21 protein-coding genes are annotated in these 22,389 nt (G+C 72.2%); 7 read left to right on the top strand and 14 right to left on the bottom strand.

Annotated elements, in window-relative coordinates; genetic code table 11:
* Window positions 1–63: 63 nt before the first annotated feature.
* The 3 genes from guaB to ACZ7MX_RS15070 all read right to left on the bottom strand — a co-directional run bounded on the left by guaB (window position 64) and on the right by ACZ7MX_RS15070 (window position 3,163).
* Window positions 64–1,566, bottom strand: coding sequence for an IMP dehydrogenase (guaB, locus tag ACZ7MX_RS15080; RefSeq protein ID WP_472132108.1), 1,503 nt, complete (start codon window positions 1,564–1,566; stop codon window positions 64–66).
* A gap of 130 nt (window positions 1,567–1,696) precedes the next feature.
* Window positions 1,697–2,272: a sigma-70 family RNA polymerase sigma factor gene (locus ACZ7MX_RS15075; protein ID WP_018090849.1), complete on the bottom strand. Its 576-nt coding sequence runs from the start codon at window positions 2,270–2,272 to the stop codon at window positions 1,697–1,699.
* 279 nt (window positions 2,273–2,551) lie between these two features.
* A complete protein-coding gene (locus ACZ7MX_RS15070) occupies window positions 2,552–3,163 on the bottom strand; it encodes a response regulator transcription factor (protein ID WP_003948568.1) in 612 nt (203 codons plus the stop codon).
* A gap of 382 nt (window positions 3,164–3,545) precedes the next feature.
* On the opposite strand from ACZ7MX_RS15070, the gene ACZ7MX_RS15065 reads away from it, so the two are divergent.
* Complete coding sequence (locus ACZ7MX_RS15065) at window positions 3,546–3,878, top strand: WhiB family transcriptional regulator (protein WP_030416371.1); 333 nt, start codon at window positions 3,546–3,548, stop codon at window positions 3,876–3,878.
* Between the two features lie 314 nt (window positions 3,879–4,192).
* On the opposite strand, the gene ACZ7MX_RS15060 is transcribed toward ACZ7MX_RS15065, so the two are convergent.
* On the bottom strand, window positions 4,193–5,104 hold the full coding sequence (locus ACZ7MX_RS15060) for a LysR family transcriptional regulator (protein ID WP_472132106.1): 912 nt from the start codon (window positions 5,102–5,104) through the stop codon (window positions 4,193–4,195).
* Between the two features lie 240 nt (window positions 5,105–5,344).
* Between ACZ7MX_RS15060 and ACZ7MX_RS15055 the strand changes: the two genes are divergently transcribed.
* The 3 genes from ACZ7MX_RS15055 (at window position 5,345) to ACZ7MX_RS15045 (ending at window position 8,799) form a co-directional block, all read left to right on the top strand.
* Window positions 5,345–6,013, top strand: a complete 669-nt coding sequence (locus ACZ7MX_RS15055; protein ID WP_472132104.1) for an MOSC domain-containing protein — start codon at window positions 5,345–5,347, stop codon at window positions 6,011–6,013.
* Window positions 6,014–6,220: 207 nt separating this feature from the next.
* Window positions 6,221–6,994: an SDR family NAD(P)-dependent oxidoreductase gene (locus tag ACZ7MX_RS15050; RefSeq protein ID WP_030417282.1), complete on the top strand. Its 774-nt coding sequence runs from the start codon at window positions 6,221–6,223 to the stop codon at window positions 6,992–6,994.
* Between the two features lie 746 nt (window positions 6,995–7,740).
* On the top strand, window positions 7,741–8,799 hold the full coding sequence (locus tag ACZ7MX_RS15045) for a hydroxyacid dehydrogenase (RefSeq protein WP_472132102.1): 1,059 nt from the start codon (window positions 7,741–7,743) through the stop codon (window positions 8,797–8,799).
* A 238-nt stretch (window positions 8,800–9,037) separates the two neighbouring features.
* Here ACZ7MX_RS15045 and groL read toward each other — a convergent pair whose 3' ends face one another.
* A complete protein-coding gene (gene groL / locus ACZ7MX_RS15040) occupies window positions 9,038–10,663 on the bottom strand; it encodes a chaperonin GroEL (RefSeq protein ID WP_472132535.1) in 1,626 nt (541 codons plus the stop codon).
* Between the two features lie 133 nt (window positions 10,664–10,796).
* Window positions 10,797–11,105, bottom strand: coding sequence for a co-chaperone GroES (gene groES / locus ACZ7MX_RS15035; RefSeq protein ID WP_030417080.1), 309 nt, complete (start codon window positions 11,103–11,105; stop codon window positions 10,797–10,799).
* A 538-nt stretch (window positions 11,106–11,643) separates the two neighbouring features.
* Between groES and ACZ7MX_RS15030 the strand changes: the two genes are divergently transcribed.
* Together ACZ7MX_RS15030 and ACZ7MX_RS15025 are read left to right on the top strand one after the other, a co-directional pair.
* Complete coding sequence (locus ACZ7MX_RS15030) at window positions 11,644–12,999, top strand: FtsW/RodA/SpoVE family cell cycle protein (protein WP_472132533.1); 1,356 nt, start codon at window positions 11,644–11,646, stop codon at window positions 12,997–12,999.
* Window positions 13,000–13,713: 714 nt separating this feature from the next.
* On the top strand, window positions 13,714–15,072 hold the full coding sequence (locus ACZ7MX_RS15025; protein WP_472132100.1) for a THUMP-like domain-containing protein: 1,359 nt from the start codon (window positions 13,714–13,716) through the stop codon (window positions 15,070–15,072).
* Window positions 15,073–15,079: 7 nt separating this feature from the next.
* On the opposite strand, the gene ACZ7MX_RS15020 is transcribed toward ACZ7MX_RS15025, so the two are convergent.
* The 4 genes from ACZ7MX_RS15020 to tsaB form a co-directional block, all read right to left on the bottom strand.
* Window positions 15,080–15,445, bottom strand: a complete 366-nt coding sequence (locus tag ACZ7MX_RS15020) for a hypothetical protein (protein WP_472132098.1) — start codon at window positions 15,443–15,445, stop codon at window positions 15,080–15,082.
* A gap of 163 nt (window positions 15,446–15,608) precedes the next feature.
* The gene (gene tsaD / locus ACZ7MX_RS15015; protein ID WP_472132096.1) at window positions 15,609–16,775 is read right to left on the bottom strand and encodes a tRNA (adenosine(37)-N6)-threonylcarbamoyltransferase complex transferase subunit TsaD; all 1,167 of its coding nucleotides are present in this window, start codon (window positions 16,773–16,775) and stop codon (window positions 15,609–15,611) included.
* 5 nt (window positions 16,776–16,780) lie between these two features.
* Window positions 16,781–17,254, bottom strand: coding sequence for a ribosomal protein S18-alanine N-acetyltransferase (gene rimI, locus ACZ7MX_RS15010; protein ID WP_467698752.1), 474 nt, complete (start codon window positions 17,252–17,254; stop codon window positions 16,781–16,783).
* Between the two features lie 23 nt (window positions 17,255–17,277).
* Window positions 17,278–17,937, bottom strand: a complete 660-nt coding sequence (tsaB, locus tag ACZ7MX_RS15005; protein ID WP_472132094.1) for a tRNA (adenosine(37)-N6)-threonylcarbamoyltransferase complex dimerization subunit type 1 TsaB — start codon at window positions 17,935–17,937, stop codon at window positions 17,278–17,280.
* Between the two features lie 89 nt (window positions 17,938–18,026).
* Here tsaB and ACZ7MX_RS15000 point away from each other — a divergent pair, with 89 nt between their 5' ends.
* Window positions 18,027–18,593, top strand: coding sequence for a hypothetical protein (locus ACZ7MX_RS15000; RefSeq protein ID WP_472132092.1), 567 nt, complete (start codon window positions 18,027–18,029; stop codon window positions 18,591–18,593).
* 45 nt (window positions 18,594–18,638) lie between these two features.
* Here ACZ7MX_RS15000 and ACZ7MX_RS14995 read toward each other — a convergent pair whose 3' ends face one another.
* The 4 genes from ACZ7MX_RS14995 to alr all read right to left on the bottom strand — a co-directional run bounded on the left by ACZ7MX_RS14995 (window position 18,639) and on the right by alr (window position 22,347).
* Window positions 18,639–18,869: a hypothetical protein gene (locus tag ACZ7MX_RS14995; protein WP_472132090.1), complete on the bottom strand. Its 231-nt coding sequence runs from the start codon at window positions 18,867–18,869 to the stop codon at window positions 18,639–18,641.
* Window positions 18,870–19,101: 232 nt separating this feature from the next.
* Window positions 19,102–19,635 (bottom strand): tRNA (adenosine(37)-N6)-threonylcarbamoyltransferase complex ATPase subunit type 1 TsaE, encoded by a 534-nt coding sequence (tsaE, locus tag ACZ7MX_RS14990; RefSeq protein WP_472132088.1) that lies wholly within the window; start codon window positions 19,633–19,635, stop codon window positions 19,102–19,104.
* A 70-nt stretch (window positions 19,636–19,705) separates the two neighbouring features.
* Window positions 19,706–21,043 (bottom strand): alpha/beta fold hydrolase, encoded by a 1,338-nt coding sequence (locus tag ACZ7MX_RS14985; RefSeq protein WP_472132086.1) that lies wholly within the window; start codon window positions 21,041–21,043, stop codon window positions 19,706–19,708.
* The gene (alr, locus tag ACZ7MX_RS14980) at window positions 21,040–22,347 is read right to left on the bottom strand and encodes an alanine racemase (RefSeq protein ID WP_472132084.1); all 1,308 of its coding nucleotides are present in this window, start codon (window positions 22,345–22,347) and stop codon (window positions 21,040–21,042) included. Before alr ends, ACZ7MX_RS14985 begins: the two co-directional genes overlap by 4 nt.
* Window positions 22,348–22,389: the final 42 nt, after the last annotated feature.

Genomic DNA, 22,389 nt, shown 5'->3' with positions numbered 1-22,389 from the left:
GGCCGGGGTGCGGCCGCGGGCTCACGGTAGGGGCCTACGAGGCCCGGGGCTACCTGCCCGGCATCAGCGCCGGGCGTAGTTCGGCGCCTCGGTGATCATCTGGACGTCGTGCGGGTGGCTCTCCTTCAGGCCCGCGGCGGTGATCCGGACGAACCGGCCCTTCTCCTTGAGCTCGGGGATGTCGGCGGAGCCGACGTAGCCCATGGAGGCCCGCAGGCCGCCGACGAGCTGGTGGGCGACCGAGGCGAGCGGGCCGCGGTAGGGGACCTGGCCCTCGATGCCCTCGGGCACCAGCTTGTCCTCGGAGAGGACGTTGTCCTGGAAGTAGCGGTCCTTGGAGAAGGACCTGCCCTGGCCGCGGGACTGCATCGCGCCCAGCGAACCCATGCCGCGGTACGACTTGAACTGCTTGCCGTTGATGAAGACCATCTCGCCCGGCGACTCCTCGCAGCCGGCCAGCAGCGAGCCCAGCATGACGGTGTCCGCACCGGCCGCGATGGCCTTGGCGATGTCGCCGGAGAACTGCAGGCCGCCGTCACCGATCAGCGGGACGCCCGCGGCGTTCGCCGCCTGCGCCGCCTCGTAGATCGCGGTGACCTGCGGCACTCCGACACCGGCCACGACCCGGGTCGTGCAGATGGAGCCGGGGCCGACGCCGACCTTGATGCCGTCCGCGCCGGCGTCGATCAGGGCCTGGGCGCCGTCGCGGGTGGCGACGTTGCCGCCGACCACGTCGACGCTGATGTTGGACTTGATCTTGGCGATCATGTCGAGGATGCCGCGGGAGTGGCCGTGCGCGCTGTCCACGACGAGGAAGTCGGCACCGGCCTCGACCAGCGCCTGCGCCCGCTCGTACGCGGCGTCGCCGACGCCGACCGCGGCACCGACGACCAGCCGGCCCTCGGCGTCCTTGGCGGCGTTCGGGTACTTCTCGGCCTTGACGAAGTCCTTGACCGTGATCAGGCCCTTGAGCACGCCCTCGTCGTCGACCAGCGGCAGCTTCTCGATCTTGTGGCGGCGCAGCAGCTCGATGGCGTCCTCACCGGAGATCCCGACCTTGCCGGTGACCAGCGGCATCGGGGTCATGACCTCGCGGACCTGCCGGCGGCGGTCCATCTCGAAGGCCATGTCGCGGTTGGTCACGATGCCCAGCAGCTTGCCCGCGGCGTCGGTGACCGGCACACCGCTGATGCGGAACTTGGCGCACAGCGCGTCGGCCTCGGCGAGGTCGGCGTCCGGACGGACCGTGATCGGGTCGGTGACCATGCCGGACTCGGAGCGCTTGACCAGGTCGACCTGGTTCGCCTGGTCCTCGATGGACAGATTGCGGTGGAGCACGCCCGCGCCGCCCTGCCGCGCCATGGCGATGGCCATCCGCGCCTCGGTGACCTTGTCCATCGCCGCGGAGAGCAGCGGGATGTTCACCGTGACGTTGCGCGAGACCCGGGACGCGGTGCTCACCGCGTTGGGCAGCACCTCCGACGCGCCGGGCAACAGCAGCACGTCGTCGTATGTCAGCCCGAGCATGGCGAATTTGGCGGGCATACCGTCGACGTTGTCACTCATGACACCTTCCCCAATGCTCTTGCCTCAGCGCGGACTCCCATGCTAACGGCCTACGGGGGTGGCCCATTCCACGAGCGATGAGGGCCTCGTCACTTGTACTTTCCTACGGCGACTTCACGTCACCCGAGGGCTACTGCTCGGCGAGCGCCCGCAGCCGGCTCAGCGCGCGGTGCTGGGCGACCCGTACGGCACCGGGCGACATCCCCAGCATCTGCCCGGTCTCCTCGGCCGTCAGCCCGACCGCCACCCGCAGCAGCACCAGCTCGCGCTGGTTCTCCGGAAGGTTGGCCAGCAGCTTCTTGGCCCACTCGGCATCGCTGCTCAGCAGCGCCCGCTCCTCGGGACCGAGGGAGTCGTCGGGCTGCTCGGGCATCTCGTCGGACGGCACCGCCGTGCTGCCCGGGTGGCGCATCGCGGCCCGCTGCAGATCGGCGACCTTGTGGCCGGCGATGGCGAAGACGAACGCCTCGAAGGGCTTGCCGGTGTCGCGGTAGCGCGGCAGCGCGCAGAGCACCGCGACACACACCTCCTGCGCGAGGTCCTCGACGAAGTGCCGGGCATCACCGGGCAGCCGGGACAGCCGGGTGCGGCAGTAGCGCAGAGCGAGGGGATGCACATGGGCCAGCAGGTCATGGGTGGCCCGCTGGTCCCCCTCGACGGCGCGTGCGACGAGATCGCCGATCTCCTGCTTCCCGTCGTCGCGCATCGGTCCATGGTGCCTTGGCGCCGCACGGTCCGCGGCACCAGGTCCGTAGTTGTGCACCGAAGCGTTATGAGCGGCAGGTGCGCCGGCAGTCATCTCCCGCGCCCTCCCCTCGTGCCCGAGCGGCCCGTCCCCGAGGAACTCCATACCTCAAGGATGCGGCACCGCGCGGCGAATCGGACCGCCGTCGGCGACCGGGGCATGCGGGGCACCATGCCGCCCCGCCCGCCACAGGGCGGGCGGGGATCTCCATTCCCCCGCATCGCTGCACGTCACGACGCCTTAGCGGACCAGTCCCCAGCGGAAACCGAGCGCCACCGCATGGGCCCGGTCGGAGGCGCCCAGTTTCTTGAACAGCCGCCGGGCGTGCGTCTTGACCGTGTCTTCCGACAGGAAGAGCTCACGACCGATCTCGGCGTTCGAACGGCCGTGACTCATGCCCTCCAGCACCTGGATCTCGCGCGCGGTGAGCGTCGGCGCGGCACCCATCTCGGCGGACCGCAGCCGGCGCGGTGCGAGCCGCCACGTCGGATCGGCGAGCGCCTGGGTCACCGTCGCCCGCAGCTCGGCGCGCGAGGCGTCCTTGTGCAGATAGCCACGGGCCCCGGCGGCGACCGCGAGCGCGACGCCGTCGAGGTCCTCGGCCACCGTGAGCATGATGATCCGGGCGCCCGGGTCCGCGGACAGCAGCCGGCGCACGGTCTCGACACCGCCGAGCCCGGGCATCCGTACGTCCATCAGAATCAGGTCCGAGCGATCGGCACCCCAGCGGCGGAGGACTTCCTCGCCGTTGGCCGCGGTCGTCACACGCTCGACGCCGGGCACGGTCGCAACCGCCCGACGGAGCGCCTCTCGGGCAAGCGGGGAGTCGTCGCAGACGAGGACGGATGTCATGACCGCCCTCCGCAGCTGATGCGCGTCACCTTGAGCCTCCAGGCTGGTACGTATCGTCACCTGTGCGATTGACGGCCGCCTCGGACACCTGCCCGAGGGCTACCTCTGCCAATCGCCTCCGCACACTCAACGACGGTCACCCGAAAGAGTTACGGCTTCGGCGACCGAGTTCAGCACACTCCGTAAGGAGCCGGATACGCAGACGACTCATCGGGCGACCGGCATCCGCGCGTGCACCCTATGCCCTATTTGGCTCCCTTTCTTCCATTTTTGCGTTGACTATGACTAGATTCGCAATGAGTCATATTTACATCTACTTCGACAGTAGATGTACGGTCGTGAGCACCGAGCCCGAATCCGCATCGCTTCGAGGGGACAAGCAATGGCAGATTTCTCCCGCCTCCCGGGCCCGAACGCAGATCTTTGGGACTGGCAGTTGCTGGCCGCCTGCCGCGGCGTGGACAGCTCACTCTTCTTCCACCCCGAGGGCGAGCGCGGAGCGGCTCGCAGCGCGCGTGAGACATCGGCGAAAGAGGTATGTATGCGCTGCCCCGTGCGGGCCGAGTGCGCGGCGCATGCACTGGCCGTCCGTGAGCCCTACGGGGTGTGGGGCGGCCTGACCGAGGACGAACGCGAGGAACTGATGGGCCGGGCCCGCCACCGCCTGGTCCCCGCCAACTCGATGACAGGCCGGCCGGGGGCGCCCGGCCACTGAGGGAGAAGAACGCGCGGAGCTCGGGAAGAAACGTTCCTGCAGGGGATCGCTGAGGGGATCGTTCGTGCGGGGGTCAGGTCGTGCCCACGGTGCGGTGGCGGGACCTGTCTGCGGTGGGGCGGCGGGGTCGGGGAGGGAATCGGGGTCGGGTTCGGGATCAGGGTCGGGATCGGTTTCGGCGTGCGGGCAGCCGCGGCGTGCCCGCCGTTCGGCGTGCGCGTCGGGTCGGTGTCCCGCGGATCGGCCCGCCCGCGGGTGGCCGGCGCGCGCGTCCGCCCGGTGGCGTCCGCCCGCCCGCTTTCGTTCTGCGGCGCTCAGTGGGTCGCGGCGTCGACCAGCTGGTCGAGCATGGCCTCGACGGCCGGGACCTGTGCGAGGTCCGGCAGGGTGAGCGCGACGATCTCCCGGTGCACGGCGGGCTCCATCCGGATCGCGGTGGCTCCCTTGGGACGTACCGACGCAAGGGTCAGCTCGGGCAGCGCGGCGACCCCCAGCCCCGCCCCGACCAGGCCGATCACGGCCGGGTAGTCGTCCGTCGCGAAGTCGATGCGGGGCGTGAAACCCAAGCTCTCGCAGACCTCCACCAGATGCCGGCGGCAGCGCGGGCAGCCCGCGATCCACGGCTCGTCGGCCAGGTCGGTGAAGCACGCACGGCCGGCCCTCGCCAGCCGGTGGCCGTCCGGGACCAGTCCGATCAGCCGGTCCGCCAGGATCGGCCGCACCACCAGGTCGTCCCATTCCGCACCGGCCGCCGGGTCCGCCCCGCGCACTTCCGGGTAGCGGAACGCCAGGGCGATCTCGCAGTCGCCGTTGCGCAGCATCTCGATCGAGCGCGGCGGCTCCGCCTCCACCAGCGAGACCCGGGTGCCCGGGTGGGCGGCGCGCATCTTCGCCAGGGCGGTCGGCACCAGCGTCGAACTGCCCGAGGGGAACGACACCAGCCGCACCCGCCCGGCCCGCAGACCCGCGATGGCCGCGACCTCCTCCTCGGCGGCGGTCAGCCCGGCCAGGATGCCGACCGCATGCCGTACGAGCGCCTCGCCGGCCTGCGTCAGCCGCATCTCGCGGCCCGCCCGGACCAGCAGCGGGGTCCCGGCGGACTGCTCCAGCGCCTTCATCTGCTGGCTGATGGCCGGCTGGGTGCAGCCCAGCTCCCGCGCCGCGCCGGAGAACGAGCCGGTCCTGGCGACGGCGCGCAGCACGCGGAGGTGACGGGCCTCGATCATGGTTCGAGCATAAGCGAGTCTTGGGATGATCAGGAAAAATCGATTGGCTGCTTTGAGGCACCGGGCGCACGCGCGGAGGCACGGGGGCGGGGCCGGGGGCCCGTGATCACCGCGGGGTGCACGGAGAGTGCGTCGGAAGCTCGGGGGCGCGCGGAGTGTGCGGGGCGTGCCGGGACGAATTGCGGTCACCCTGGTGTGAGGGCCGCATCCTGCCGCCACGACCGGGCATCGGAGCTCCGTATGAAGCTGCTGACCGTGAACTTGGGACACCACACCCCGTACGCGCACGCCGCCGTCGAGGCCGGCACGGGCATCTTCAAACGGCCCGTGGACGGCCCGGTGACGGTCCGCTCCCCCGGGCCCAGGGGCGTCGGGGGCAGTGGGCTGACCGGTGACGCGGTGGTCGACCGTCGCCACCACGGCGGCGACGACAAGGCCGTGTACGCGTACGCCCGCGAGGACCTGGACGTCTGGCAGCACGAGCTGGGCCGCACGCTGCCCAATGGGCTTTTCGGCGAGAACCTCACCACCTGGGGGGTCGAGGTCACCCACGCCCGCATCGGCGAACGCTGGCGGATCGGCCACCACGTCCTGCTGGAGGTGTCGGCGCCGCGGGTCCCCTGCCGTACGTTCCAGGGGCGGATGGGGGAGCCCCGCTGGATGAAGCGGTTCATCGGGGCCGCGGTGCCCGGCGCGTACCTCCGGGTGATCGAACCGGGCCAGATCCGCGCCGGGGACCGCGTCCGACGGGAGCACCGCCCGGACCACGAGGTGACCGTCCGGACGGCGTTCCGGGCCCTGACCGGCCGGCGGGAGCTGCTGCCCCAACTGCTGGACGCGGGCGAGGCACTCCCGGAGGAGACCCGCCGGCAGGTGGCGAAGTACCTGGAGCGCGCAGGAGACCGGTGAGCCGGTGGGACCCACGGGTCGGGCCGGTGATCCGGTGGGACGCGCGGGTCGGTGGGACCCCGCGGGCCGGTGGGGGCCCCGCGGGCGGGCCGAAGCGTCGGGAGCTACCGGCGGGTGGGGGGTTGGGGCTCCAATGGGGGGAGCTGGGGCTCCGGTGGTGGGGGGTTGGGGCTCCGGTGGCGCGCTCCGGGCGGATAGCGTGCCGGTATGACGACTGCATTGATCACGGGAGCGACGGCGGGCATCGGCGCGGCGTTCGCCCGGCGGCTGGCGAGCGACGGCCACAGCGTGGTGCTGGTGGCCCGCGACGAGAAGCGACTGCGCGAGCAGGCCACCGAGTTGCACGACCGGCACGGCATCGAGGCGGAGGTGCTCAGCGCCGACCTGTCGACGGACGACGGCATCGCGGCGGTCGAGGCGCGGCTCTCGGACGCCAAACACCCGGTCGATCTGCTGGTGAACAACGCCGGGTTCGGCAACAAGGGCGAGTACCTCGAAGTCCCGATGGCCGACGAGCTGACGATGCTGAAGGTGCACTGCGAGGCGGTGCTGCGGCTCACCACCGCCGGCGTACGCGGGATGCGGGACCGGCGGCGCGGCGCGGTCGTCAACGTGGCGTCGGTGGCGGCGTTCGTGCCGCGCGGCACCTACGGCGCGAGCAAGGCGTGGGTGGTGCAGTTCACGCAGGGCGCGGCGCGCGACCTGGCGGGCAGCGGGGTGCGCCTGATGGCGCTGTGCCCCGGCTTCGTACGGACCGAGTTCCACCAGCGGGCCGGGATGGGCACGGACAACATCCCCGGCTGGATGTGGCTGGACGCCGACAAGCTGGTCGACGCGGCGATGAAGGACCTCATGCGCGGCAAGTCCCTCTCGATCCCCGACCCCCGCTACAAGGCCCTCATGGGCGCGGTGAAGCTGGCGCCGCGGGGGGTGCTGGGGGGCCTCACGTCGCGAACGGGGCGCAAGTACGGGCCACGCTGACTCTTTTTTCCGCCCACGTACCTGGCTTTCCCGCCGCGGGGGTTGCTCGCCGTTGCGCTTTGCGGCGCCGCGTACGTACTTGGCCGTCCCGCCGCGGGTCTTGGTCGCCGTTGCGCCTGCGGCGGGCTGGGTGGGTGTCGGGTGCGGTGACGGGCCTCCGGGGCCGGTTGTGTGGACTGCTGACGCTTTACGTCCACACAACCGGCCCCTCCGGCCCGTCCCCTCCCGTTGTGGGAAGGGAATGCGGTGCGTGGGGGCGGGCGTTGAGGCATGCAAGGGGGCTTGGGAACCCCTACGGGATGGTCGAACAGAACCCGTAAGGGTCGCGAGGGCCCCCTGCTGGGCCTCAACCCAACGGGACGGGGAAGGTATTCCCCACACCCGCTTCACCCCACCCCACCCCGCGACGCGAGCTACACCCAAGACGACGACGCCGACCCCCACCGGCCTTCCACCCCCACCAACGGGAGGGGACAGACCGGAGGACGAAGTCTGTAGGGCTGTCACCGCACCCGACACACAAACGCCCGCCGCCAGGCGCAACGGCGAACAACACCCGCGGCGGGACAGCCAGCTACGTACGCGGCGCCGCAAAGCGCGCAACGGAGAGCAAGCCGCGCCGGGACGGCCAGGTACGTGCGCGGCGCCGCAAAGCGCAACGGCGAGAAGCCCCGCGGCGGGACAGCCAGCTACGTGGGAGGCACAGCAAAGCGCAGCGGAACGGCGAAGGAGCAGCGTTCATCACCATGCACCCCTCCACTGACAATCCGGGCGGGCCTGCGGGAACGCCGTTCGTGCGGCCCGTGTTGTTGCTGTCGATGGGTCCCGGCATCGCCGACCGGCTGTTCGACGCCCGCCACCGCACCCGCCTCGCGGCGCTCGCCCGCACCGACCCCCGCCTCGTCGCGCACGAACTGGCCGACCCGCCTCCCGCGGTCGCCGCCGCCCTCGCCGACGCCGAGGTCCTGCTCACCTGCTGGGGCGCGCCGCCGCTCACCGCCCGCGTGCTGGACGCGGCGCCCCGCCTGCGTGCCGTCATCCACGCCGCCGGCTCGGTCAAACACCACATCACCGACGCCTGCTGGGAACGCGGCCTCGCGGTCACCTCGGCCGCCGCCGCCAACGCACTGCCCGTCGCCGAGTACACGCTCGCGGCGATCCTGCTCGCCAACAAGCGGGTGCTGCACTCCGCGCACCGTTACCGCGCCCTGCGCGGCCCGCACGACTGGCAGCGGGAGCTCGCCGGCGCCGGCAACTACCACCGCACCGTCGGTGTCATCGGCGCCTCCCGCATCGGACGCCGCGTCATCGAACTGCTGCGCCCCTTCGACCTGCGCGTGCTGCTGCACGACCCGTACGTCGACGCCGCCGAGGCCGCCCGTCTGGGCGCCCGGCCGGTGCCGCTGGACACGCTGTGCGCGGACAGCGACGTGGTCACCGTGCACGCCCCGCAGCTGCCCGCGACCCGCCATATGCTCGGCGTACGGGAACTGGCCCTGATGCCCGACGGGGCGACGCTGATCAACACCGCCCGCGGCTCACTCGTCGACGAGACGGCCCTGCTGCCCGAGCTGCTCACCGGGCGCCTCAACGCGGTCCTGGACGTCACCGACCCCGAACTCCCGCCCCCCGGCTCGCCGTTGTACGACCTGCCGAACGTGCTGCTCACCCCGCACGTCGCCGGCTCCCTCGGCACCGAGCTCCACCGCCTGGCCGACCACGCCCTGGACGCCCTCGAACGCTATGCCCACGGCCTCCCGTTCACCGACCCGGTCCACCCCGAGCACCTGCACCACTCGGCCTGACCGCCCGCCCGATGGAACCACCTGAAACCACCTGGACCACCTGGGCCACCTGAGCCACCTGGAACGAGCTGGAACGAGCTGGAACCACCGCCCATCCCGAGCCATAAGGCCCCGAACACCAAGCCCACCGAGCCCACCAAGCCCCCCGAAACCACGGAACCCGGCCCCGCCGAAGCGGGACCGGGTTCCGTAGGTCAGCGAGGGGCGGCGGGGTGCCGCCCCCGGCCCGTACGGTGCGTCAGTGCGCGTGGCCGTGGCCGTGACCGGCCTCGGCGGACTCGTCCTCGGCGGGCTTCTCGACGACCAGGGTCTCGGTCGTCAGGAGCAGCGAGGCGATGGAGGCGGCGTTCTCCAGGGCGGAGCGGGTGACCTTCACCGGGTCGATGACGCCGGCCTTGACCAGGTCGCCGTACTCGCCGGTGGCGGCGTTGAAGCCGTTGCCCTTGTCCTGCTCGGCGACCTTCGCGGTGATGACGTAGCCCTCGAGGCCGGCGTTCTCCGCGATCCAGCGCAGCGGCTCGACGACGGCGCGGCGGACGACGGCGACACCGGTGGCCTCGTCGCCCTCCTTGCCGAGGGAGCCGTCCAGCACCTTGGCGGCGTGGACCAGCGCGGAGCCACCACCGGAGACGATGCCCTCCTCGACCGCGGCGCGGGTCGCGGAGATGGCGTCCTCCAGACGGTGCTTCTTCTCCTTGAGCTCGACCTCGGTGGCCGCACCCACACGGATGACGCACACGCCGCCGGCGAGCTTGGCGAGGCGCTCCTGGAGCTTCTCGCGGTCCCAGTCGGAGTCGGTGGTCTCGATCTCGGCCTTGATCTGGGCGACGCGGCCGGCGACGTCCTCGGCCTTGCCACCGCCGTCGACGATGGTGGTGTCGTCCTTGGTGACGGTCACGCGGCGGGCGGAGCCCAGCACGTCCAGACCGGCCTGGTCGAGCTTGAGGCCGACCTCTTCGGCGATGACGGTGGCACCGGTGAGGGTGGCCATGTCGCCGAGCATCGCCTTGCGGCGGTCGCCGAAGCCGGGGGCCTTGACGGCCACCGCGTTGAAGGTGCCGCGGATCTTGTTGACGACCAGGGTCGACAGGGCCTCGCCCTCGACGTCCTCGGCGATGATCAGCAGCGGCTTGGAGCCACCCGCCTGGATGACCTTCTCCAGCAGCGGCAGCAGGTCCTGGATCGAGGCGATCTTGCCCTGGTGGATCAGGATGTACGGGTCCTCGAGGACGGCCTCCATACGCTCCTGGTCGGTGACCATGTACGGCGAGAGGTAGCCCTTGTCGAAGGCCATGCCCTCGGTGAAGTCGAGCTCCAGGCCGAAGGTGTTGGACTCCTCGACGGTGATCACACCGTCCTTGCCGACCTTGTCCATCGCCTCGGCGATGAGCTCGCCGACCTGCTTGTCCTGCGCGGACAGGCCGGCCACGGCGGCGATGTCGGTCTTGTCGTCGATCGGCCGGGCGGTCGCGAGGAGCTCCTCGGACACGGCCTTGACGGCGGCGTCGATGCCCTTCTTCAGGGCGGCCGGGGAAGCGCCCGCGGCGACGTTGCGGAGGCCCTCGCGGACCAGCGCCTGGGCCAGCACGGTGGCGGTGGTGGTGCCGTCACCCGCGATGTCGTTGGTCTTGGTCGCCACCTCCTTGACGAGCTGGGCGCCCAGGTTCTCGTACGGGTCGTCGACCTCGACCTCACGGGCGATGGTGACACCGTCGTTGGTGATGGTCGGGGCGCCGAACTTCTTGTCGATGACGACGTTGCGGCCCTTGGGGCCGATCGTCACCTTGACCGTGTCGGCAAGCTTGTTGACGCCGCGCTCAAGGGCGCGACGAGCGTCCTCGTCGAACTTCAGGATCTTCGCCATGGGTTGCTTCAAGTCCTCTCATTGCGATCCTCGGCACGCAGTGGGGACCGCTGTCTCAAACGGAACTGCGCCCCTGCCCCGGGTTGTTTAGACGCGGGAACCAGGGGCGCAGATCACGGCAAATCTGGGTGACTTACTTCTCGACGATCGCGAGAACGTCGCGAGCCGAGAGAACGAGGTACTCCTCGTTGTTGTACTTCACCTCGGTGCCGCCGTACTTGCTGTAAAGCACGACGTCGCCAACGGTGACGTCGAGCTCGACGCGCTTGCCGTCCTCGAAGCGGCCCGGGCCCACGGCCAGGACGACGCCCTCCTGGGGCTTCTCCTTGGCGGTGTCCGGAATGACCAGGCCCGAAGCCGTGGTCTGCTCGGCGTCGAGCGGCTGGACCACAATGCGGTCCTCGAGCGGCTTGATGGCAACCTTGGAGCTGGCGGTCGTCACGATCCGACCTCCCCCTTCGGAGATCTCACGGGGTTAACTGTCTGAGGTGGCGACCAGGTGGATCCGTCGTCGCGGGTGCCGGACCTGCCCGTCGCTGTGTGTCTGGCACTCCCCCTCGGAGAGTGCCAACGCCGAGACTATGACGCGGTTAGCACTCGGTCAAGCGGAGTGCCAGCGCGGCGGGGGTGCATCGTGTGACGCGGGTTGACCGCAGCCCCGCACCAGGGGGACGGGCGGCGGGGATCCCTGCCAAATCGGACACACCTTCGCCTTCCCTCGCAACCACGCCACCGGCTACTTCGTCTACCTCCCCGACTGCCGAGCCGGTGAACCGTGCGCGCGACGCGTACGACGTCTCCCCGCTTGCGACGTGGATGCGCACCACGCATACGACGCAGTGGGGCGTGTGCGACGTGTGCGACACATGCGACCGGTTCCGGGCCGGCGGCCCTGACCATCGATGGCGGAGGAACCCGTGCGTGGACTGACCAGCGCTTCCCGGGCGGCCGGGGAGCCGGAGAGCGATGCCGAACGCACCATGACGTTCGCCGCGCTCGCCCAGGCACCGAACCGCCGGAGGACCGAGGCCCGGCTGCTCGCCCTCGTCGTCGCGATCGCCGTCTTCGGCTACGCGTACACCGGCCTGTCCATGACCGGCCGGCTGCCCGGCGGACTGCCCGGCTTCGCGGTCAGCATGCTCTTCGTGGCGCTGGTCCCGCACCTGGTCCTGCGCCGCTTCGCCCCGCGCGCCGACCCGCTGATCCTGCCGCTCGCGACGCTGCTGACCGGGATCGGCCTGGTCCTGCTGCACCGCCTGGACGTCACGTACGCCCAGACCCGCCATCCGAAGATCGCCGAGGCGGCCAGCGGGCAGCTGGTGTGGACGGTGATCGGGGTGGCGGTCTGCATCGTCATCCTGCTGGTGCTGCGTGACCACCGCATTCTGCAGCGCTACATCTATCTGACGATGGTGGTGGCGCTGGTGCTCCTGATGGCGCCGGCCTTCTTCGGGGCGGACATGTACGGCGCGAAGCGGTGGATCCTGCTCGGGCCGCTGTCACTCCAGCCCGGCGAGTTCGTCAAGATCATGATCTCGGTGTTCTTCGCCGGCTACCTCACCGTCAACCGCGACGCCCTGGCGCTGGCCGGCCGCCGCGTCATGGGCATGCAGCTGCCCCCGGGGCGGCAGCTCGGCCCGATCTTCACGATCTGGGTGATCAGCCTGCTGGTGCTGATCTTCGAACGCGACCTGGGCACCTCGCTGATCTTCTTCGGCGTCTTCGTGATCATGCTCTACATGGCCACCGGCCGCACCAGCTGGGTGGTGTGCGGTCTGCTGATGGCCATCGTCGGTGCGGCCGTCGTCGGCTCACTGGAACCGCATGTGCACGGCCGGGTCACCGCCTGGCTGGACCCCATGCGCGCGTTCACCAAACAGGGCAGGGCAGAGTACATGTCCGACCAGCTCGCCCAGGCACTGTTCAGCTTCGGCAGCGGCGGCATCAGCGGCACCGGGCTGGGCCAGGGCCACCCCGAGCTGATCGGCTTCGCCGGCAACAGCGACTTCATCCTCACCACAGTCGGCGAGGAACTGGGCCTCGCCGGGGTGATGGCCGTCCTGATGCTCTACGTCCTGCTCGCCCAGCGTGGCCTGCGGGTGGGGCTGACCGCCCGCGACCCCTTCAGCAAACTCCTCGCGGTCGGCCTCGCCGGCGCGCTGCTGCTCCAGGTCTTCGTCGTCTCCGGCGGCGTCACCGGCCTCATCCCCCTCACGGGCAAGGCACTCCCCTTCCTCGCCAAGGGCGGCTCGTCGCTGGTCGCGAACTGGGTGATGGTGGCGGTACTGCTACGCATCAGCGACCACGCCCAGAAGCGGCGCGAGCCGGTGCGGTGACTTTTCTCCTCCCACGTACTTGGCCGTCCCGCCGCGGGGCTGCTCGCCGTTGCGCTTTGCGGCGCCGCGTACGTACCTGGCCGTCCCGGCGCGGGTGTTGTTCGCCGTTGCGCCTGGCGGCGGGCGTTTGTGTGTCGGGTGCGGTGACAGCCCTACAGACTTCGTCCTCCGGTCTGTCCCCTCCCGTTGGTGGGGGGTGGGAGGCCGGTGGGGGTGGGCGTCGTCGTTCTGGCTGTACCTCGCATCGTGGGGTTGGGTGGGTGGCGTGGGTGGGGTGGTGTCGGGAATACCTCCCCCGTCCCGTTGGGTTGAGGCCCAGCAGGGGGCCCTCGCGACCCTTACGGGTTCTGTTCGACCATCCCGTAGGGGTTCCCAAGCCCCCTTGCATGCCTCAACGCCCGCCCCCACGCACCGCATTCCTTCTCCCGCAACGGGAGGGGACGGGCCGGAGGGGCCGGTTGTGTGGACGTAAAGCGTCAGCAGTCCACACAACCGGCCCCGCAGGCCCGTCACCGCACCCGACACCCACCCAGCCCGCCGCAGGCGCAACGGCGAGAAACAACCGCGGCGCCGCAGAAAGCTACGTGCGGGGGCGCCGCAAAGCGCAACGGCGACCGACAACCGCGGCGGGAAAGCCAGGTACGTGGGAGGCGCCGCAAAGCGCAGCGGAACGGCGGGACAGACGGGTACGTGGGGGAAGGAGACAATGGTTCCGTGACGGACGACCAGGCCCTCGACGACTTCGCTGCTCTCCTCGCCCCGAAGGGGCAAGCCCTGCTGTGGGAGTTGCGGGACCACGACCCCGCCGACGAGCTGGCGGCAGCCACCCGGCTGCGGCGGGACCATGCCGCACCGCTCGTTTCCGCCGCGCTCACCCAGGCGCGGCTCCGGCAGCGGGCGGCCGTGAAGTTCGGGGCCGACGCGCAGCGGATGTACTTCACGCCGAACGGGGTCGAGCAGTCCACCCGCGCCTCGGTCGCCGCGCACCGCGCGGCACGGCTGGCCGGGCTCGGCGTACGGACGCTGGCCGATCTGTGCTGCGGGATCGGCGGGGACGCGCTGGCCCTGGCGCGGGCCGGGATCCGGGTGCTGGCCGTCGACCGGGACCCGCTGGCTTGCGCGGCGGCACGGGCGAACGCCGAGGCACTGGGGCTCGCGGAACTGATCGAGGTGCGCTGCGCGGACGTGACGGAGGTGGACACCACCGGGTACGACGCGGTGTTCGTCGACCCGGCGCGCCGCACCAAGGCACGCGGGGGCCGGATCTTCGATCCGGAGGCGTACTCGCCGCCGCTGTCCTGGGCCGTCGAGGCGGCCCGTACCGCCCCGTTCGCGGCGCTGAAGATCGCTCCGGGGGTGCCGCACGAGGCGCTGCCCGAGGACGCCGAGACGGAGTGGATCTCCTACGGGGGCGAGGTGAAGGAGGCGGTGGTGTGGTTCGCCCGGCCCGGCGGGGGCGACAAGCCGGTAGCCGGCGGGGGTGACGAGCCGGTGCCCGGCGGGGGCCAGGAGCCGGTGCACGGCAGGGCAGGCGCGCCGGTGGTCGACGGGGACGACGAGCCGGTGGCCGGCGGGGGCGACGGGCCGGTGCGCGGCCGAGGCGATGCGCCGGTGGCCGGTGGGCGTCGGGCCACGCTGCTGCCCGGTGGGGACTCGCTGCTCGGGGCCGGTCTGCCGGATCCGGAGCCCGGTCCGGTGGGCCGTTATCTGTACGAGCCGGACGGTGCCGTGATCCGCGCCCACCTCGTCGCGGAGGTCGCCGCCGGGCTCGGCGGGCGGCTGATCGACCCGACGATCGCCTACGTCACCGCCGACACGCTGCGCCCGACCCCCTTCGCCACCGCCTACGCGATCACCGATGTGCTGCCGTTCAACGTCAAGCGGCTCAAGGCGCTGCTGCGGGAGCGCGGGGTCGGTGTCGCGGTGATCAAGAAGCGGGGTTCCGCGGTGGAGCCGGAGGAACTGCGCAAGAAGCTGAAGCTGGGTGGCGGCGGCACTTCCTGCACGATCTTCCTCACCCGGGTGGCGGGGGCGCCGACGATGCTGCTGGGGCAGCCGGCCAACGCGGTCTGACCGGTGGTCAGGCCAGGTCGGTGAGGTCCTCGGCGTAGATCTGGGAGAGCGGCTGCGGGCCGACGTACTGCTGGCAGGTGCACTGGCCGGCCTCGTACTGGACCGGCTTGTGGTCGGCGTCCCAGGCGACCGGGATCTCCACCCGCTCATGACACTTGCCCTTTTTGTCATGCTTCGCGAGGTGGTGGGTGCAGCCGCACACCGGCTCCGGCGGCTTATGGGCGGCCTCCAGCGCCTGCCGTTCCTGACGGGCGGTCGCCAGCCGCTCCATCTTGCGCTCGTGGCGGGTGCGCAGCGCCGTACGGGCGGTGTCCGCGACCTTCGCGAAGCCGCCCGCCATGAAGAAGATGAACACCCACCAGAACCAGTCCACAGCCTGCCGCCTCCCCACGCGCCCGGTGCTGCACCAGGGTAAGACCTCGCGGCGGTCGCGGAGTCCGGGGAGGCGGCGGTTGTCACCGATCCTCAGAAGTCGCCGGTCCGGAGGCCGACATTCCGGACCGGCGCCCCGTCCAGGCGAGGGAGGACGAGCAGGCTCACGAGTAGAGGTTCTGCTTGCTCAGCTCGTGGACGTGGTCATGGCTGTGGCCGTGGCCGTGACCATGGCCCTGGCCGTGGCCGTGGCCGTGGTGGCCGTCGTCCTCGGTGGTCTCCGCCGGGACGTGCGGTTCGGTGACCGGGAGCGAGGAGTCCGCGGACAGGTCCCAGGCGGAGGCCGCGCGGCCGCGCGCCACCATCTCGGCGCCGAGGGCCGCGACCATCGCGCCGTTGTCCGTGCACAGCTTGGGCCGCGGCACCCGCAGCGTGATCCCGGCGTCCTCGCAGCGGCGCTGGGCCATCGCCCGCAGCCGGGAGTTGGCCGCGACCCCGCCGCCGATCATCAGGTGCTCGACGCCGTTGTCCTTGCAGGCGCGTACCGCCTTGCGGGTCAGCACATCCACCACGGCCTCCTGGAAGGACGCCGAGACGTCCGCCACCGGCACCTCCTCGCCGGCCGCCCGCTTGGCCTCGATCCAGCGGGCCACCGCCGTCTTCAGACCGGAGAAGGAGAAGTCGTAGGCGGGGTCGCGGGGGCCGGTCAGCCCGCGCGGGAAGCGGATCGCGTCCGGGTTGCCCTCGCGGGCGTAGCGGTCGATGACCGGGCCGCCCGGGAAGCCGAGGTTCAGCACCCGGGCGATCTTGTCGAACGCCTCGCCGGCCGCGTCGTCGATGGTCGAGCCCAGCGGGCGCACGTCGGAGGTGATGTCCGGGGCCAGCAGCAGCGAGGAGTGGCCGCCGCTCACCAGCAGCGCCATCGTCGGCTCCGGCAGCGGGCCGTGTTCGAGCTGGTCGACGCAGATGTGCGAGGCGAGGTGGTTGACGCCGTAGAGCGGCTTGCCGAGCGCGTAGGCGTACGCCTTGGCGGCCGAGACGCCGACCAGCAGGGCGCCGGCCAGGCCCGGGCCCGCGGTGACCGCGATGCCGTCCAGGTCGCTCGCCGCGACACCGGCGTCCTTCAGGGCGCGCTGGATGGTGGGGACCATCGCCTCCAGGTGGGCGCGGGAGGCCACCTCCGGCACCACGCCGCCGAAACGGGCGTGTTCGTCGACGCTGGAGGCGACCGCGTCGGCGAGGAGGGTGTGGCCGCGGACGATACCGACACCGGTCTCGTCGCAGGAGGTCTCGATGCCGAGGACGAGCGGTCCGCCGCGTGAGTCAGCCATGGTTGTCAGGTTCCTTGTACGGAGGGTGCTTCGGAGGAGGTCTGGGTGGTGCGGCGCATCACCAGGGCGTCGACGTTGCCGGGCTGGTAGTAGCCGCGCCGGAAGCCGATCGGCTCGAAGCCGAAGCGTTCGTAGAGGCGCTGGGCGCGGAGGTTGTCGACCCGCACCTCCAGCAGCACCTCGTGGCATTCGAAGTCCGTTGCGGCGCCGAGGAGTTCGGTCAGCAGCCGGGCGCCGAGGCCGGTGCCCCACTGGTCGCGGGCGGCGGCGATGGTCTGGACGTCGCCGGTGCCGTCGACGGCGGCAAGCCCGGCGTAGCCGACCAGCCGGCCCGCGAGTTCGGCGACCAGGTAGCGGCGGGTGGCCCGCGGGCCGCGGGCGTGTGCCAGCTCGGACCAGAACATGCCGCGCGACCAGGCGTCCTCGGGGAACAGCCGGCGCTCCAGCTCCAGCACCGGGGCTATGTCCCACCAGCGCATCTCGCGCAGCTCGGCGGCCGGACTCACTTCGGCGTGACCACCTTGTAGTTGGCGGGCACCTGGGCGTCCGGGCGGCGCAGGTACAGCGGCTGCGGCGGCAGCAGCTCCTCGCCCGCGGCCAGCTTGGCGGCGGCCAGTTCGGCGAGCGCGCCGGCGGACTGGTGCTCGGGGGCGTCGCGCCGTACGCCGGTGAAGACGGAGTCGTAGAGCAGCGCGCCCGCGCCGACGGCCGGGACGCCGGCCACCTGGTCGGCGATGTCGGCGGGGCGGTCCACGGCGGGCTCGGTGATCCGCGTACGGGAGTCCTGGAAGCGGGCCCAGTAGACCTCTTTGCGGCGGGCGTCGGTGGCGACCACGAACGGTTCGGTCAGGCCGGAGGCGTGGGCCAGGCCGTCGAGCGTGCACAGGCCGTGGACGGGGACGTCGAGCGCCGCGCCGAACGTGGCGGCGGTCACCAGACCGACCCGCAGTCCGGTGTACGGCCCCGGGCCCACTCCGGCGACGATGGCGCTGACCTCGTCGAGCTTGCGGCCGGCCTCGGCCAGCACCCGGTCGACGGCGGGCAGCAGCAGTTCGCCGTGCCGGCGCGCGTCCACCTGGCGGGACTCGGCGAGGACCCGCTCGCCGTCGTGGAGCGCGACGGTGACGGCGGGGGTGGCGGTGTCAAGAGCTAGCAGCAGCACGTCTTTAAGACTACGGCGCGGCGGGTGGTGCCCGTCGCGGTGCTACCGTCGGCCCGTGGTCCAGGCCCGTACGGAAAGGTGGCACAGCGGTGCCCGCTAAGAGCAGCACGATCGTCACCGCGCTGACCACGGCCGCCGTGGTCGTGGTCGGGGTGCTCGGCTACCAGGCCGCGGCCTCCGCCCCGGACTCGCTCGCCCCGGCCCGTAAGGGTCACCACGGCACCGCCAAGGGCCACGAGGACGGCTCCGGCAAGAAGCACCGCGCGCCCGCTCCGGCGCCGGTCCCGGCGGCGTCCGGCACCGGCAAGCGGGTGGTGTACTCGCTCGCCGCCAAGCGGGTCTGGCTGGTCGGCGCGAACGGCAAGGCACTGCGGACGTACCAGGTCGCGCCCAGCACGGTGAGCCCGCCGCCCGGCGCGTACGCGGTGACCTCGCGGTCGGTGAGCATCACCGGCTCGGACGGGGTCGCGATCGAGCACGTGGTGCTGTTCGGCGGCGTCGGCGGCGTCCCGGTCGGCTTCAGCGCGGCCGTCGACGGCTCCCGGCCCGACCCCGCCTCCAAGAAGAAGACCGGCGGCATCCGGGAGTCCCGGGCCGACGGCAAGGCGATGTGGGATTTCGCACTCCAGGGCACCAAGGTCGTGGTGGTGGCCTAGGGGCGTCCCCTGGGTGGACCTCGGCGGTTTCTTGGCCCGTACGGGCTACGCCGCGGTGCGGCCCGGAGTGGACGCCGGGGTGTCCTCGCCGTCCGCAGGCGACTCCTCCGCGGCGGACGGCCGGTCCGCCGGGCGGTCCTTGCGGGCTTCCGGGCGTTCCTTCCGGGACTCCTCGGGGGCGTCGGGGGGCGTGGAAACGGCGTTGGCCGCGGCGCACGCCGCCAGCAGTTCGTTCATCGTCGGCGTCTCGCGCGCATCGTGCTGGTGGGCCGGCATGGACGCCTCCCGGGGCTCCTGGGGCAAGCGACAGAAGCTAGGCCGCCTCCGGGCTCGGCGAGCTCGTTACTTAGGCTGACCTAACTGGGGTCACATCCCATGTGACCACGCCCGGTACCGGGTACGCAACATCTTGCCGACGGCTTGTCGGAAACTACGGGACGCGCGGCCGGATATCCGCCCGCCCAAGGGGCCCGCCGGCCCGATCGGGCCGGCCGGATCATCAGCCGGGTCAGATCTCCAGGTCGGCCAGGCCGGCGTCCGCCCAGCGCGCGCCGAAACCGCTGACCGTCACCTCACGGACGTCGTCCACGTCGTCCTCCGGGTGCCCGTGGGCACCACCCGGGGCATCGGCACCCACGGCCCGCCCGATGACGACGTGCAGCCGGTCCTCGGAGAGCTCCTCGACCTTGCCCTCGCCCCACTCGACGACCACCACCGACTCCGGCAGCGAGACGTCGAGGTCCAGGTCCTCCATCTCGTCCAGCCCGCCGCCGAGCCGGTAGGCGTCGACGTGCACCAGCGCGGGGCCGCCGGTCAGGGACGGGTGCACCCGGGCGATGACGAACGTGGGCGAGGTCACGGCGCCGCGCACGCCCAGGCCCTCGCCCAGCCCGCGGGTCAGTGTGGTCTTGCCGGCGCCCAGCTCACCGGTGAGCAGCACGAGGTCGCCGGGGCGCAGCAGCGGGGCCAGTCTGCGGCCCAACTCCTGCATCTGGTCGGGGGACTTGACGGTGACATGCGCAACGGGGGCGGTGGTGCTCATGCCGCAAATGGTACGGCCCAGACAACACCGCCGGTGGATCCTCGGTCCACGCCCGGGCGTGGACCGAGGGTCACGCCCGGGCGTGCCCCGAGCTGCGGGCCGCTGCCGCCGCGCGTTCCACGAGGGCCACCAGATGCTCGTTGACCAGCTCGGGCCGCTCCAGCATCACCAGGTGGCCGGCGCCGGGCACGCACACCAGCTCCGCGTCCGGCAGCACCTCCGCGATCGTCCGGCTGTGGTCGGCGGGGGTGATCAGATCGCTCTCCCCGGCGAGCACCAGCGCGGGCACCGCGTCGTACGCCACCAGCGCCTCGGTCTTGTCGTGCACCGCGAACGCCGGGAAGAACTCGGCGACCACGTCGATCGGGGTGCCCTCGATCAGCCGCTCACCGAACCGCGCGATACCCGGGTCGACGTCCTCCGGCGTGCCGAACGAATACCGCTTGACCAGCCCGGCGAACAGATCGGCGGTGGCCCGCCGGCCGCGTTCGACCAGATCGGGCTGCCAGCCCAGCGCCTTGAGCACGCCCGGCGCGAGCGCGTGGAACGCCTTCATGCCCATCGACGGCAGCCCGTAGGTGACCTCGCTGAGCCGGCCCGCGGACGTGCCGATCAGGGCCACGCCGATCACCCGCTCCGCGACGTACTCGGGGAACTGGTCGGCCAGCGCCATCACCGTCATCCCGCCCATCGAGTGCCCGACCAGCACGATCGGCCCCTCGGGCACCGCGGCGTCCAGCACCGCCTTCAGATCCCGGCCGAGCAGGTCGATGGTGACGTTCTCGGTGCCGTCGAGCTGGCCGTGACCGCGGGCCGAGCGGCCGTGGCTGCGCTGGTCCCAGTGGACGGTGCGCACCGTGCCGCGCAGCGCGGCCCGCTGGAAGTGCCAGGAGTCCTGGTTCAGGCAGTAACCGTGGCTGAAGACGACCGTCGGGGCGGCCGACGGGCGCCGGCCCAGCGCCGCCGTCAGCCGCTTGCGCAGCCCGCCCTGGGCCTCCTGGGCGGCACGGGCCTGCTTGCCGCGGACCGGCCTGGCCGACGGGTCGTTGCGGCCGTGTTTGCCGCCCCGGCGGTCGCCCTTCTCCAGGCGCGCGGGTTCGGCGCCCACCTCGTCGATCTCGAAGTACAGCTCCGTGCCGTCCTCGGAGATCGCCGCGCCGGGGGTGCCGCGCAGCGTGCCGTACGGGCCGGCCGCGTCCAGGGCGAGCCGGGCCCGGCGGCGCATTCCGCGGCCGACCGTCAGCCGCTCTATGGCCACACCGGCCGCCGCCCCGGCCGCGACCACGCCGATCGCGGCTCCGGCGATGCCGGCGTGGCGGCCCGCCTTGGCCCAGTTGTTCGCGGTCTCGGCCGCCACCTCGGCGGCCGTCTCGACCGCCTGCACGGCGGCTTCAGTGCCGTCGGTCATGCCGTACCCCCCGTGAGCGCGGTGTCTCCACCGGCCGTTCCGGCTGTCGCGGTGTCGGTTGCGGTGGTCGGTGCGGGTGTCGTTGCCTTGTGTGCTGCGGTGGTCGGTACCTCGTGTGCCTCGTGCGCCTCTTCTGCCCCGTCTGCCCCGAACTCCCCGCCGTACCTCTCGCTGTCCACATAGACGCGCGGGACGCGGGTTCCGATCCGGGTGACGATTTCGTACCCGATGGTTCCGGCCGCCCGGGCCCAGTCCTCCGCGGTCGGCTCGCCGCGGTCACCGGGGCCGAAGAGCACCGCGAGATCGCCCACCTCGACGCTGTCGCCGCCCAGGTCGACGACGAACTGGTCCATCGCGATCCGCCCGGCGACCGTCCGCCACTTCCCGGCGACCAGCACCGGGCCGGTGCCCGAGGCGTGCCGCGGGACGCCGTCGGCGTAGCCGAGCGGGACCAGCGCGAGCGTCGTCTCTCCGGGCGTGAGGTACCGGTGCCCGTACGACACGCCGTGGCCGCCCGGGACCCGCTTGACCGACGCGAGCGCGGCCTCCAGGGTCATCGCGGGCCGCAGTCCGAAGTCCTCGGAGGTGCCGACTTCGGGGCTCGGCGAGATGCCGTAGACCCCGATACCGGTACGGACCAGGTCGAAGTGGGCTTCGGGGAGGGTGAGCGTCGCCGGGGTGTTGGCGATGTGCCGCACCTCGGGGCGCAGCCCGGCCGACTCCGCCGTCCGCAGCGCCCGGTGGAAGACGTCGAGCTGGGCGGCGATGGAGGGGTGGCCGGGCTCGTCGGCGCAGGCGAAGTGCGACCAGACGCCGGTGATCCGCACGGCGCCCGCGGCCTCGGCGGCGCGGGCCGCGGCGGTCAGCTCCGGCCAGTCGGCGGGCGGGCAGCCGTTGCGGCCGAGCCCGGTGTCGATCTTGAGCTGGACGCGGGCGGTACGGCCGGCCGCCCGCGCCGCGGCGGTCACCTCGCGCAGCGCCCACAAGCCGCTCACCGAGACATCGATGTCCTGCTCCACCGCTCGCCGCCAGGGGCCGCCCGGCGTCCACAGCCAGCACATCAGCCGCCCGGTGTCACCGGCCGCGCGCAGGGCGAGCGCCTCCTCGGGGAGCGCGGTGCCCAGCCAGCCCGCGCCGGCCGCCCGGGCCGCCCGGGCACACGGCACCGCGCCGTGTCCGTAACCGTCGGACTTGACCACGGCCATCAGCTCTGCCCCGGGGGCGCGGTCCCGCAGAGCGCGCACGTTCGCCCGCACGGCGGCGAGGTCGACGACGGCACGGGCACGGTTCGCTGTCTCGTTCATCCCCCTCAGTGTCGCAGGCGATCGCGCGGCGCCCCCGGGGAC

This window comes from Streptomyces sp. NPDC107765 (assembly GCF_055657085.1).
Note: the sequence above shows the minus strand (reverse complement) of the source record. Positions and strands in the feature narration are given on the sequence as shown.